Annotated in this window: 14 protein-coding genes; 7 read left to right on the forward strand and 7 right to left on the reverse strand. The window is 60.8% G+C overall.

Annotation, left to right across the window (positions count from 1 at the left end):
* Nucleotides 1-16: 16 nt before the first annotated feature.
* Both ACRRSD_RS04180 and ACRRSD_RS04185 read right to left on the reverse strand, forming a co-directional pair.
* The gene (locus tag ACRRSD_RS04180) at nucleotides 17-814 is read right to left on the reverse strand and encodes an SDR family NAD(P)-dependent oxidoreductase (RefSeq protein WP_435037232.1); all 798 of its coding nucleotides are present in this window, start codon (nucleotides 812-814) and stop codon (nucleotides 17-19) included.
* Nucleotides 811-1,833 carry an aldo/keto reductase gene (locus ACRRSD_RS04185; protein ID WP_435037233.1) on the reverse strand — a complete coding sequence of 341 codons (1,023 nt, stop codon included), beginning with the start codon at nucleotides 1,831-1,833 and terminating at the stop codon, nucleotides 811-813. Before ACRRSD_RS04185 ends, ACRRSD_RS04180 begins: the two co-directional genes overlap by 4 nt.
* 113 nt (nucleotides 1,834-1,946) lie before the next feature.
* Between ACRRSD_RS04185 and ACRRSD_RS04190 the strand changes: the two genes are divergently transcribed.
* Both ACRRSD_RS04190 and ACRRSD_RS04195 read left to right on the forward strand, forming a co-directional pair.
* Nucleotides 1,947-2,843: a LysR substrate-binding domain-containing protein gene (locus tag ACRRSD_RS04190; protein WP_435037234.1), complete on the forward strand. Its 897-nt coding sequence runs from the start codon at nucleotides 1,947-1,949 to the stop codon at nucleotides 2,841-2,843.
* 218 nt (nucleotides 2,844-3,061) lie between these two features.
* Complete coding sequence (locus ACRRSD_RS04195) at nucleotides 3,062-3,721, forward strand: methyltransferase family protein (protein ID WP_435037235.1); 660 nt, start codon at nucleotides 3,062-3,064, stop codon at nucleotides 3,719-3,721.
* Nucleotides 3,722-3,847: 126 nt separating this feature from the next.
* Here ACRRSD_RS04195 and ACRRSD_RS04200 read toward each other — a convergent pair whose 3' ends face one another.
* Together ACRRSD_RS04200 and ACRRSD_RS04205 are read right to left on the reverse strand one after the other, a co-directional pair.
* Nucleotides 3,848-4,513 (reverse strand): HAD family hydrolase, encoded by a 666-nt coding sequence (locus tag ACRRSD_RS04200; protein ID WP_435037236.1) that lies wholly within the window; start codon nucleotides 4,511-4,513, stop codon nucleotides 3,848-3,850.
* Between the two features lie 69 nt (nucleotides 4,514-4,582).
* Entirely contained in the window at nucleotides 4,583-4,996 is a 414-nt protein-coding gene (locus tag ACRRSD_RS04205; protein ID WP_435037237.1) for a response regulator, read from the reverse strand.
* 199 nt (nucleotides 4,997-5,195) lie between these two features.
* On the opposite strand from ACRRSD_RS04205, the gene ACRRSD_RS04210 reads away from it, so the two are divergent.
* Nucleotides 5,196-6,137: a class I SAM-dependent methyltransferase gene (locus tag ACRRSD_RS04210; protein ID WP_435037238.1), complete on the forward strand. Its 942-nt coding sequence runs from the start codon at nucleotides 5,196-5,198 to the stop codon at nucleotides 6,135-6,137.
* A gap of 138 nt (nucleotides 6,138-6,275) precedes the next feature.
* Here the strand turns inward: ACRRSD_RS04210 and ACRRSD_RS04215 are convergent, their stop codons facing one another.
* Nucleotides 6,276-7,055: a helix-turn-helix transcriptional regulator gene (locus ACRRSD_RS04215; RefSeq protein ID WP_435037239.1), complete on the reverse strand. Its 780-nt coding sequence runs from the start codon at nucleotides 7,053-7,055 to the stop codon at nucleotides 6,276-6,278.
* 110 nt (nucleotides 7,056-7,165) lie between these two features.
* On the opposite strand from ACRRSD_RS04215, the gene ACRRSD_RS04220 reads away from it, so the two are divergent.
* Nucleotides 7,166-8,281 (forward strand): extracellular solute-binding protein, encoded by a 1,116-nt coding sequence (locus tag ACRRSD_RS04220; protein ID WP_435037240.1) that lies wholly within the window; start codon nucleotides 7,166-7,168, stop codon nucleotides 8,279-8,281.
* Between the two features lie 160 nt (nucleotides 8,282-8,441).
* A complete protein-coding gene (locus tag ACRRSD_RS04225) occupies nucleotides 8,442-9,560 on the forward strand; it encodes a P1 family peptidase (RefSeq protein ID WP_435037241.1) in 1,119 nt (372 codons plus the stop codon).
* A gap of 103 nt (nucleotides 9,561-9,663) precedes the next feature.
* On the opposite strand, the gene ACRRSD_RS04230 is transcribed toward ACRRSD_RS04225, so the two are convergent.
* On the reverse strand, nucleotides 9,664-10,251 hold the full coding sequence (locus ACRRSD_RS04230) for an NAD(P)H-dependent oxidoreductase (RefSeq protein ID WP_435037242.1): 588 nt from the start codon (nucleotides 10,249-10,251) through the stop codon (nucleotides 9,664-9,666).
* 86 nt (nucleotides 10,252-10,337) lie between these two features.
* On the opposite strand from ACRRSD_RS04230, the gene ACRRSD_RS04235 reads away from it, so the two are divergent.
* Complete coding sequence (locus tag ACRRSD_RS04235) at nucleotides 10,338-10,973, forward strand: TetR/AcrR family transcriptional regulator (protein ID WP_435037243.1); 636 nt, start codon at nucleotides 10,338-10,340, stop codon at nucleotides 10,971-10,973.
* 182 nt (nucleotides 10,974-11,155) lie between these two features.
* On the opposite strand, the gene ACRRSD_RS04240 is transcribed toward ACRRSD_RS04235, so the two are convergent.
* The gene (locus tag ACRRSD_RS04240; RefSeq protein WP_435037244.1) at nucleotides 11,156-11,788 is read right to left on the reverse strand and encodes a TetR/AcrR family transcriptional regulator; all 633 of its coding nucleotides are present in this window, start codon (nucleotides 11,786-11,788) and stop codon (nucleotides 11,156-11,158) included.
* A gap of 163 nt (nucleotides 11,789-11,951) precedes the next feature.
* Between ACRRSD_RS04240 and ACRRSD_RS04245 the strand changes: the two genes are divergently transcribed.
* Nucleotides 11,952-12,392, forward strand: coding sequence for a hotdog fold domain-containing protein (locus ACRRSD_RS04245; protein WP_435037245.1), 441 nt, complete (start codon nucleotides 11,952-11,954; stop codon nucleotides 12,390-12,392).
* The last annotated feature ends 57 nt before the right edge of the window (nucleotides 12,393-12,449 follow it).

Genomic DNA, 12,449 nt, shown 5'->3' on the forward strand with positions numbered 1-12,449 from the left:
AACGTCTCTCCAGAATTCAGATGGTCAGGCTGTCGACCACGCCGCCATCGACGCGCAAAGCAGCGCCGGTGGTGGCCGAGGACAGCGGCGAAGCAATGTAGGTCACCAGATGCGCGACCTCTTCAACATCCGCCACGCGCTGGATGATCGAGGTCGGGCGGGCCTTGCGTACAAAGGCGTCGGCTTCATCGCGCAGGTTGCGCCCGGATTCGGCAGCGGCCTCCTTGAGCATGTCCCCCAGGCCGTCGGTGAAGGTCGGCCCCGGCAGGATCGCATTGACCGTCACTCCGGTGCCAGCCAGACGTTTGGCCAAGCCGTGGGACACCGCCAGATTGGCGCTTTTGGTCACGCCATAGTTGATCATGTCCGCTGGCGTTGCCACGCCGGATTCCGAAGACAAAAAGATCACTCGTCCCCAGCCCTGCTCGACCATCGCCGGCACGTAATGCCGGGACAGACGCACGCCGGAAATCACGTTGACCTCATAGAAGCGCGTCCACTCGCTGTCCGGCGCTTCGAAGAAATCCACATCATTGAAGATGCCGAGGTTGTTCACCAGAATGTCGGCACGCGGTTCAGCGGCGAACAGTTTTTGCGCACCTTCAGCGGTGCCCAGATCCGCCGTCAAACCACGCAATTGCGCGCCCGGCACCTTCTCGCGAATGCTCGCGAGCGCCTGCTCGACCTTGGCGGTATCGCGACCGATCACCACCACTGTGGCGCCAGATTCGGCCAACGACTGGCTGATCCCCAGTCCAATGCCGGCGGTGCTGCCGCTGACGATGGCCAGTTTTCCACTCAGATCAATCTTCATGCTTTCACCTCATCGATTGGCAATGGTGCACGTTCGGAAACCAGTCGGGCGTCGCGCATCGCCTGCCAGAAACCGGCAGGAATAACGGCTGACAATGCGGCGACGTCTTCAGCAATTCGGCCGGGTTTGCTTGCGCCGGGAATGACCGCCGCAACAGCAGGGTTAGCCAGCGAGAACTGTAGCGCAGCGGCTTTGACATCAACGTTGTAGGCTGCGGCGATGCGTTTGATCTGCTCGACCCTGGCGATGACCTCGGGGCTGGCCTGCTGGTATTCGAAGTGCGAGCCACCGGCGAGGATGCCCGAGCTATAAGGGCCACCGACGACGATTTCAACGTTCTGCGCCCGGGCCGCTTCCATCAGGCGTTGCAACGGGCGTTCGTGGTCGAGCAGCGTGTAGCGACCGGCCAACAGGAAACCATCCGGCTGCGCTTCGCTGAGGTCGAGGGTCAGTTCGCACGGCTCGACCTTGTTCACGCCCAGACCCCAGCCCTTGATCACGCCTTCTTCGCGCAACCGGCTGAGGACTCTGAACGCGCCAGTGCGGGCCTGGTTGAAGTATTCCAGCCACTGATCACCGTAGAAATCCTGCGCGATGTCGTGCACCCAGACGATATCGAGGCGATCGGTTTGCAGGCGTTTGAGGCTGTCCTCGATCGAGCGCAGCGTTGCGTCGGCGCTGTAATCGTTGACGATTTTGTTCGGGCGACCGTGTTCGAATACACCACTTTTTTCGCCGAGATCACGGGCGGCGGTGTCTTCGACTTCATCGAGGATGACCCGACCGACCTTGCTGCTGAGCACATAGTCGTCACGCCTGTATTGCTTCAGCGCTTCACCGAGGCGGATCTCCGACAGACCGGAGCCGTAGAACGGCGCAGTGTCGAAGTAACGCACGCCGGCATCCCACGCGGCATGCACGGTGGCCTGCGCTTCTTCTTCGGGGATGGCGCGGAACATGTTGCCCAGTGGTGCGGTGCCGAAGCCCAGCTGGCCGGGCAGTTTGTCTTTCAAGCTCATGGGTTTTTCCTCGATAGGTTCTGGGTCTGTGTGACCGTTGAGCAGATCCTAGATTGCGACACCGAGACCGTCCAAGACATAATACGCAGCACTTGAGTCCCTACAGGTCTGACATGATCGATATCCGCCAATTGCGCTACTTCGTTGTAGTCGCCGAGGAAGAACACGTCGGCCGCGCCGCCGAACGGCTGCATATTTCCCAGTCGCCACTGAGCCGGCAGATCGCCCAGCTCGAAGAGCGCTTGGGCCTGACGCTGTTCGAGCGCAGCCAGCAACGCATTCGCCTGACCCGCGACGGCCAGACTTTTCTTGCCGAAACCCGCGCCCTGCTGACCCACGCCAATCGCCTCGAATCCCTCGGCAAACGCCTCGGTCGCGGCGAAGAAGGTGGCTTGTGCATTGGCTATATCGAAAACGCCATGCATGCCGGCGTGCTGCCCAATGCCTTGCGCGTGTTGCGCGCGGATCGTCCCAACGTACACGTCGCGCTGTACAACCTCAGTTCCGCCGAGCAATTGGAGGGCCTGCGTCAGCGTAGCCTCGATATTGCCTTGGTGAGCGAACCGCCGACCGATGACGATCCTGATCTATTGGGCTTTCAGGTGCTGGATGAGCCGATGCTGCTGGCGTTGCCGGAACATCATCCGTTAGCGCAGCAGGCTGCGTTGAAGCCGGAGGATCTGGCCGCTCAGGAGTGGATCGGCGTGCAGCCGCGTCAGGATGCCAACGATGAGTTTGTCAGCGCGTGCATCCGCGCCGGCTTCACCCCGGATGTGCGCATGCAGGCGAGCGAGCCGTTTACGGCACTGGGGCTGGTCGCATCGGGGCTGGGGATTGCGATGATTCAGAAAGGCCTGAGCCACAACGCCCCGCCGGGTGTGGTGTTGCGTGAATTACCATGGCTGACATTGACCACGCCGTTGTGGGCGGCGTGGCACCGGATCAATTTGCGGCCGTTGGTCGAGACCTTCCGCAAAGTCCTGACTGACGACAAGGTATCTGCTGACTGACATGCCCTCTTCGCGAGCAGGCTCGCTCCCACAGGTTCAGAAGTGATCTCGCATTCTCTGTACGACGCAGATCCCTGTGGGAGCGAGCTTGCTCGCGAACGGGCCGGCTCATCCAACATCGAATTTGACTGAGCCAACGCCTTCGCGAGCAGGCTCGCTCCCACAGGTTTTGCGGTGGATCTACACTCATCGGATACGCCCCCAGCCGTGAGGTGACCATGAAAATGTCCGCACAAATGACCGTCGTCGCGGTACTCGCCACCCTCGCTTATCTGGGTCTGGCCGTGTGGGGCATTGGCGGCGTGGCGATGTTCTTTTCCCAAGGTTCGCTGGTGATCGTCGCACTGGCGACGGTGGCCATGGTGATCGCTTCACTGTTCAGCGAGGTCAACCTTAGTTCCGGCGAACGTGAAGACCGCGCCAATCGCTGGGTGATTCCAGCGTTTGGGGCGATCGGGCTGGTCAGTGGATTCTTGCCGGCCTATTGCGACCGGGTAAATTTCTGGACGTTTGGCGGCGAAGGCGTGCGCTGGCTCGGCGCACTGCTGTTCATCATCGGCGGCGCGTTAAGGCTGTGGCCGGTGTTTGTGCTGGGGCGGCGTTTCAGTGGACTGGTGGCGATTCAGCCGGGGCATCGGCTGGTCACCGATGGCATCTACCAGCACCTGCGCAATCCAAGCTATCTGGGGCTGGTGATCAATGCCGTGGGCTGGGCGCTGGCGTTTCGTTCGGTGGTCGGGCTGTTGCTGGCGGCGCTGACCTTGATCCCGTTGATTGCCCGGATTCATTCGGAGGAGGCGCTGCTGCGAGCGCAGTTTGGGGCGGAGTATGAGGCTTATTGCGCGCGGAGTTGGCGGTTGGTGCCGGGGGTTTATTGATCTTCAATCCACACTGGAAAAATGTGGGAGCGAGCCTGCTCGCGAAAGCGGTGGGTCAGCCAAGATCAATATTGGCTATGACAATGCTTTCGCGAGCAGGCTCGCTCCCACAGAGATTGTGTTGTGTCAGTTGCGTTGCAGGTGCAGGCCGTTACTGTCGACTTCAACGCTGACCGCAGCATAACTGGCCAACGTCGCATGGGCCGTTTCCAGCGGATGCTGATGCGTCGTAGTGATGATCATCAGCGGTGCACCGGCCGCTTCGGCAGCCTGAATGCCGACAGTGGCGTCCTCGAAGATCAGGCAATCACGCGCTTCCAGACCAAGACGTTTGGCCGCCAGTAAATAGCCGGACGGATCAGGTTTGCCGGCCTTCACATCTTCAGCGGTGATCATCACCGCAGGCTCTGGAATCCCCGCCGCCGCCATCCGCCGCAAGGCCAGATCCCTTGGCGCCGATGTCACCATCGCCCAGCGATCTTTCGGCAGGCTGTTGAGAAACTTCGCCGCGCCCGGGATCTCGACAATGCCTTCAACGTCTTCGATTTCCGCCTCGGTGATGAATGCCGCTTGTGCCTCGGCATCCACCCCCGGCAGGTTCAGACGGGTGATGGTGTCAATGGCGCGCACGCCATGAATGGTCGGCAAAAAGACTTCCACATCGACGCCATGGCGCACGGCCCAGGCTGCCCAGATCCGCTCGGCGGCGGCGATGGAATTGAGGACAGTGCCGTCCATGTCGAACAGAAACGCGCCGAACGCGCGATCGAATACAGCATCGTGAGCAGACAAAGGTTCGCATCCTCTGGCAAAAGACCGGGCGGGCAATGTAGCACTTGCCCGGCCGATTCACCCAGCGTGTCAGTGCAGACGCGGTGCCTTGGATTTGAAAGCGCTGTCGACGCAGTCGAGCAATTGCCCAATAGCCCATGGCTTCTTGATGAACGCCACCGAATGCTTGACCCCGGAGGACTCGGGCGTTTCATAGCCGGACATGACCATCACCGGTTTTTCCGGCCAGCGGTCGCCGACCAGGTTGGCCAGATCTGCGCCATTGAGGGTGCCGGGCATGGTGATGTCGGTCAGTAGCAACGCCACGTTCGGGGCATGTTTCTCAAGGTAAAGTGATGCGGCGTCGGCACTGTTCTGCGGCTCGACCTTGAAACCTTCCTCCTGAAGAATTTCGCAGAGAAACTCCAGAATCAACGGATCGTCCTCAACCACCAGAATCAATCCGTCAGGAAGGTGCGCGCTCGCCGTAGGTGTTGGGCACATGGAACTGCACTCCCTGAATTGCATTAACGATTTAGCGGCTTGAATCCGCTGCTTAACTGGTATGAGCAGCGGGCTCTGCAGAAATTCATTTTTGATACAGGTCTTTTGCGAAAGGCCATTTTTGCCCGTCGCAGGCAATCGTTCGCGACGGCGTATTTGTGGTTAAAATGCCGGCCCTTTTGCTTGCCGATCCTGACTGATGAACCCTGAAGCCCTCGCCATTCTCCACGCCCATCTGCTGCCGGCCCTCGCTGCAGCACCAAGCGAAACCCGTCGCCTGTTCCACGGGCGCGGGCGCTGCTGGGCCGGGCTGGAGCAGTTGACCGTGGACTGGCTGCAAGGCGTGGTGCTGGTGTCGCTGTTCAAGGAACCGGTGCCTGAGCAACTGGACAATCTCAAAGCGTTGCTGCTGGAGCTCACCGATTCCGCCGAATGGAAACAGGCTGGCGCGCACACGCTGTTGATCCAGCATCGCTATCTGCCGCAGAGCACCGCCGAATGGCTGCTGGGTGAAGAGATCGACGAAATGAGCATCGTCGAGGGCGGCTTGCAGTATCGCGTCGATCTGGGGCGCAAGCAGAACGCCGGGCTGTTTCTCGACATGCGTTACGGGCGCAATTGGGTGCGCGAACAGGCCAGCGGCAAACGCGTATTGAATCTGTTTGCCTACACCTGTGGTTTTTCCGTGGCGGCCATTGAGGGTGGCGCCAGTCATGTGGTCAATCTGGACATGTCCCGCGCGGCCCTGAGCCGTGGCCGCGACAACCATCGCTTGAACGGCCATGACCTGAGCAAAGTCAGCTTCCTCGGCCACGACCTGTTCAAGTCCTGGGGCAAGGTGATCAACAGCGGCCCGTATGATCTGGTGATCATCGATCCACCGTCGTTCCAGAAAGGCAGTTTCCTGCTGACCAAGGATTACCAGCGCGTGCTGCGTCGTTTGCCGGAATTGCTTACGGCGCAAGGTACCGTGCTGGCGTGCATGAATGATCCGGCGTTTGGTTCGGACTTTCTGATTGATGGCGTAACCCAGGAAGCGCCGAGTCTGCGTTTTGTAGAGCGGCTGGAAAATCCGCCGGAGTTCCCGGACATTGATCCTGAAAGCGGACTCAAAGCCCTCGTCTTCCAGCGCACCCCCTGACACCCTACGATCCCCTGAACCCCCCGTATCCCCTGTGGGAGCGAGCCTGCTCGCGAAAGCGGTTTGCCAGTCCCCGTGATGTTGACTGATGCATCGCATTCGCGAGCAGGCTCGCTCCCACAAGGTTATCGGTGTTCTTCAGATAACCGGTGGGCGCAACACCAGCGCAAACAACTCACCATGCCCGGTGACATTGAGCTTGTGATACAGATTGCGCCGATGCACCTTGACCGTCTCCGGCGAGATGCCCATCTGCTGGGCCATCGCCTTGCTGGAGAAGCCCTGCAGTATCAGCCGCGCCGTATCGACCTCACGCACCGTCAGCCGCGCATCGAAACGGTCGAGCAATGTTGCCAGATCACCGACCGGCGTTTCCGCCACTGTGCCCTGCGGCGGCAACAACTGCACATGCCGACGCATCGCCGCCAACACCCAATCGCGCACGCACAGCAACCTGCCCTGCTCGGCCATGTCGAACGGCGTCGAACGGCCCAATGACAAACCGAGCACGCCGCCCTCGACGTTGATCATGAACTGCAACTCGTCCTCGCCCACCACTGAACGAAAATAGCTCTGGTAGTACTCGCTGTGCAGAAACTGGTCCGGCGCCACCGAGGCGAGGCTGTGCAAGCCGTCGGCAATGCCGGTCGAGGCGGTTTGATAAAACGGATCGAGCAGGTACATACCGGCGCTGTAACCAGCCAGCTCTTCCTGCTCGTCGGCGCGGCCCTGGCTGTCGAAGTCGATCAGCAACTGCGGCGCCTGACCGGCTTTCATCAGCGCCACCAGCGCGTTGTCCAGCGGCACCAGCAGCCGCAACGTGTCCACCAGCGCACGCCAGAAACTGTCCTGACCGACACCGGCAAATACCCGCGCCAGGCTTTGATGCACTGGCAGTTCCTGCAACAACGCGTCCACGCACTACCCCTTTTGAGTAACCCATGATGGGAATGGGTCAGGCGTGACCGGCCCGATAGGCTGAGCACTCCTGTTCATCACCGGCCTGCACAGGCCAGGAGTGCCGCATCATGCGTCGTCACCGTGGCTGTATCAACCTCAGCATAAAACTGGGCCTGCTGGCCGGTCTCAGCGCCAGCTCGATCGCCATGGCCGCCGACGCACCGAGCGTGCACGTCTACAACTGGTACGACTACATCGGCCCGAACACCCTCCACGATTTCCAGCGCGACAGCGGTATCCAGCCGGTCTACGACACCTTCGACAGTGCCGAAGTCCTCGAAGGCAAACTGATGACCAGCCGCAGCGGCTACGACGTGGTAGTGGCGAGCAACTTCAGCCTGCCGACGCTGATCAAGGCCGGCGCCCTCGCCCCGCTGCCGCGCGATCAATTGCCGGGCTGGAAGAATCTCGACAACGACCTGCTGGCGAAACTGGCCAACAACGATCCCGGCAATCAATACGCGGTGCCGTACCTGTGGGGCACCAACGGCATCGGTTACAACATCGATAAAGTGCACGCGGCGCTGGGCGACAAGGCGCCGGTGGACTCGTGGGATCTGGTGTTCAACGAAGACAACCTTGCCAAACTCGGCCAGTGCGGAGTGGCGATGCTCGATTCGCCGTCGGAGATGCTGCCGGTCGCCCTGCATTATCTGGGGCTGCCACCAAACAGCACCGATCCTGAAGACTATAAAAAAGCCGAAGCGCTGCTGCTGAAATTGCGTCCGCATATCGCTTATTTCAATTCGTCGAAATTCATCAGCGACCTGTCCAACGGCAACATCTGCGTGGCGGTGGGCTGGTCGGGCGCGATGCTGGAGGCCAAGACCAATGCCGAGCAGGCCAACAACGGCGTGAAGATCGCCTACAGCCTGCCCAAGGAAGGCGCGCCGGTGTGGTTCGACACGTTGGTACTGCTCAAGGACGCGCCGAATCGTCCTCAGGGTCTGGCCTTTATCGACTATCTGCTGCGGCCCGAAGTGATCGCGCCGGTCAGTGATCATCTGTCGTATCCCAATGGCAACCGCGCGGCGACAGCGCTGGTGGCCGCAGCGACTCGGGACAACCCGGCGGTTTATCCCTCCGCCGCAGCGATGGCCACGCTGTACACCCTTGAACCGCTGCCGAAAGCCACCGAGCGCGTGCGCACGCGAGTGTGGAGCAAGGTCAAGAACGGCCAATAAATACGTTTTTGAACATTTCACAAAACCCTGTGGGAGCGAGCCTGCTCGCGAAAGCGGTGGGTCAGGCACTGATGTGTTGAAAGTGCCGACGCCTTCGCGAGCAGGCTCGCTCCCACAGGGTCAGTGCACAACCCTGCATTTTTTAGAGAGACAGAAATCAATGAAACCTCGCGCCCGTGACCTCAACATCCGCATCGGCCAACTGCATCCCGGCCCGCTCAACGCCATCACCGACGTCCCCGGCGTGCGCGTCGGCCACAGCAATGTGCGCGGGCGCAGCAGCGCCGGGCGTGACATCTGCACCGGCGTCACGCTGATCGAACCGCGCCCGGGTTCGACCAACCAGCAACCGTGTTTTGCCGGCGTGCATGTGCTCAACGGCAACGGTGACGCCACTGGACTTGAGTGGATTCGCGAGGCGGGTCTGCTGACCAGCCCGATTGCGTTCACCAACACCCACAGCCTTGGTGTAGTGCGCGATGCATTGATTGCACTGGATCGCCAGCAGCAACCCGACGACGGTCGCCTCTACTGGAACATGCCGGTGGTGCTGGAAACCTTCGACGGTTTGCTCAATGACATCAACGGTTTTCACGTCCAGCCTGAACACGTCGCCGAAGCGCTGGCTGCGGCCGCCGACGGTCCAGTGACGGAAGGCGCCATCGGCGGCGGCAGCGGCATGATCTGCCATGAATTCAAAGGTGGCATCGGCACCGCGTCGCGCCGCTTGAACGCTGCTCAGGGCGGCTGGACCGTCGGTGCGATCGTGCAGGCCAATCACGGCATTCGCAACGAGTTGCGGGTCGACGGTTACCCGGTCGGGCGCTATATGGAACAGAAAGATTCGCCGTTCTTGCGGGCATCGTTGCCCCATCCGGGCATGGGTTCGATCGTCGTCTGCCTGGCCACCGATGCGCCGCTGTTGCCTCATCAATGCACGCGTCTGGCGCAGCGTGCGAGCCTCGGTCTGGCGCGCACCGGCGGTGGCAACGAGGATCACAGCGGCGACATCTTTATCGCTTTTGCCACCGGCAATGCTCACGTTCCGCCGGCAGCCTACGAAGGCAAAGGTGCGCCGACCTGCGACGGCTTGCGCATGGTCAACAATGACCACATCAGCGAGCTGTTTCTGGCCGCGACCGAGGCGGTTGAAGAAGCGATCATCAATGCGTTGCTGGCCAGTGACAGCACCGAAGGTAACGGGCATTCAGTACCGGGACTGGATGCCGAAACCCTGCTCGCCGCCCTCGAAAAATCAGGCTGGCCCGGCGCCCGCTGACACCGTAAAAACACTGTAGGAGTTGCTGAAGGCTGCGATCTTTTGATTTTGCTTTTAAAAGACAAGATCAAAAGATCGCAGCCTTCGGCAGCTCCTACAGGGGTTATGTGAAGATTTGGCTACCGAGCTCCCTTGCAACCGCCAACTGCTCCCGTGGATCGCGCAACTCCGATTCCGGCAACAACGTCGAACTCAACACCGTCGCCCCGCAGTAATCGAAAATCCCGTGGTCGATCTGCGCTTTCATCGCCGCGCCATAGCCATGGCGTTCATAGGTCCGCGCATCCGCGCCGGCGAGGCCGACCAGATGCACACGCAGGCGCTGCAGCAGCTTGACATGCTTGAGGCCACCACTGAAATCGAAGGCCCAGCCATTGCTGAACACCCGATCGATCCAGCCTTTGAGCAACGCCGGCATCGACCACCAGTACACCGGGTACACCAGCACCAAGGTATCGGCGCGGTCGATGCGTGCCTGCTCGGCCATTACATCGGCGGGCGGCGCGGACTCTCGGTGATGCACGGCGAAATCGGCCGCGCCGAAACGTGGCTCGAAGCCCTCGGCATAGAGATCGGCGATTTCAAAGGTGTTGGCCGGGTTGGCTTGAACAAGGCTTGCGGCAATTTGCGCGGCGACGCTGTGGGTCAGCGAGCGTGGGTCGTGATGCGCGACGACGATCAAGGCGTGCATGGCAATTCTCCGGTTGGTGATTGTTCACCAAGGCTTATATACTCTTGGTAAGTTACGAACAGTAAGTTACGTTTGGTATATAACCGATGTCAACCACCGAAATCAGCGAACCCGACTCCCCCGCTCCGCGGCGGCGCCTGTCCCGTGAAGATCGTCTGCGCCAATTGCTCGATGTCGCCTGGCTAATCATTCGCGCCGAAGGCACCGACGCCCTGACCCTCGGTTATCTCGCCGAAATGGCCGGGGTGACTAAACCGGTGGTGTACGATCATTTCGTCACGCGCTCCGGATTGCTCGCAGCGCTCTATCGGGATTTCGATGCACGACAGACGGTACTGATGGACGCCGCCATCGCCCAGAGCGAACCGACACTGACCGGCATCGCCTCGGTCATTGCCAAGGCGTACGTTGAGTGCGTGATGCTGCAGGGCAACGAAATTCCGGGGATCATCGCCGCGCTGGCGAGCTCCCCGGAACTGGAGAAGATAAAGCGCGAGTACGAGGCGATCTTCCTCGAAAAATGCCGCCGTGATCTGACACCGCACGCCAGCGGCGGGCAGATCACACAGGCCGGATTGCGCGCCATGCTCGGCGCGGCCGAAGCGCTGTCGCACGCGGCCGCCAACGGTGAAATCAGCGCGCAAGAGGCCAGTGACGAACTGTTTGCGACCATCCTGGCCATGGTCGAACGCGCCGCCGCCCCGGCGACTGGCGGTACTTGAGCCGCCACTTGCACACTCCTACGATGGAATCACGCAGTGGCTCCGCTCTTCGAGCGCTGCGCAGGCACGGGTGCTCTGAACCCCAATCAAGCCCGTGCCTTGCTTCATGCGCACTTTGAGCCTCACGGGCTCCACTTCCTCCCCATCAAAGAGCTTTGAGGCTCTTTTTTTGTCTGCGCAAATCAGCTGTCCGGCGGCGCGTCGGCGCAAATCGAGCGCCAGGCCGCCTGCGCCAGCAACTCGCGATAATCCGCCGGACTGCCCTTCACCCGCCCCGCCAGCCAGGCACGGCAGTAACTGTCGGCCTGGCCAATGATCAACGACGGCAACAGTTCGGCGGGCAAGGTCTTGAGTTCGGCTGCGCGCCCTGATTCGGCCAGCCAGTCACGCAGACGCAGATTGCGGGTCTTGTTGCGTTCGGCCAGTTCGTCCTTGAACGGCCCTTTGGTCACGGCAAACCGCGCGTGGTACTGGAAACGCGCCCACTCCGGTTGACGCTCGACCCAATCGACGTAGCTGAACACCAGCGCCTGCACACCCTCCTCGGTGGTTTGCGCTGCATCCAGATAGGCATCGCGCAGGCGCGCCTGATCCTCCAGCGCGGTGAAAAACAACGCGGCGACCAAGCCCTCCTTGTTGCCAAAATGGTGATAGATCGCCCCGACGCTGGTGTCGCATTCGGCGCGAATCATCTCGATGGTGGTGGCCTCGATCCCCTGCTCGTTGAACAGGCTCAGCGCCTTGCGAAAGATATCGCGCTTGAGTTCGGCACGGCGGCCGGGGTAGCTGCGTTCAAGTAGATCTGCGGTGTCCATGTTGCTCACGGCCAGAAAGTAGAGGTTGGAAGGGCCACAGCGTGTCCCCTGAGAAAGCACGCACAGGTTGACAGATTTCCCGCAGACAGAATACCGTTCCGTTACAGAATTTTATTCTGTAACGGAACATCATTCTGCAAATCACTTTCCGCGAGGCGTTTCCATGAGTCAGTTTCTCAGCATGTTCAACAGCGCAGGTCCGCAAGCCTTCAGCCAGATGGCCTGCCAGGTCGCGCCATATTTCAGCACCATCAACCCACTGGTGACCGAGTTGCGCGCCAACGCGGCGACGGTACAAGTGCCGTTCCGTCGAGAGATCACCAATCACCTCGGCAGCGTGCATGCGATTGCCATGTGCAACGCCGCAGAACTCGCCGCCGGGATGATGACCGATGTGTCGATCCCGGCCGGCGCACGCTGGATCCCCAAAGGCATGACCGTGGAATATCTGGCCAAGGCGAAAACCGATGTGACGGCGGTGGCCAGTGGTGAGGGCGTGGATTGGCAGAGCGCAGGCGACAAGATCGTCACCGTGGATATTCGCGATACCGAGGGCAAGCAGGTGTTCACGGCGCGGATCACCATGAACGTCAAACTCGGCTGAATCGCGGACACAAAAAAGCCCTTGCTGCGCCATTCACAGCAAGGGCTTTTCAGCGAT

Source organism: Pseudomonas neuropathica (genome assembly GCF_051174785.1).
Classification (GTDB): Bacteria; Pseudomonadota; Gammaproteobacteria; order Pseudomonadales; family Pseudomonadaceae; genus Aquipseudomonas; species Aquipseudomonas neuropathica_A.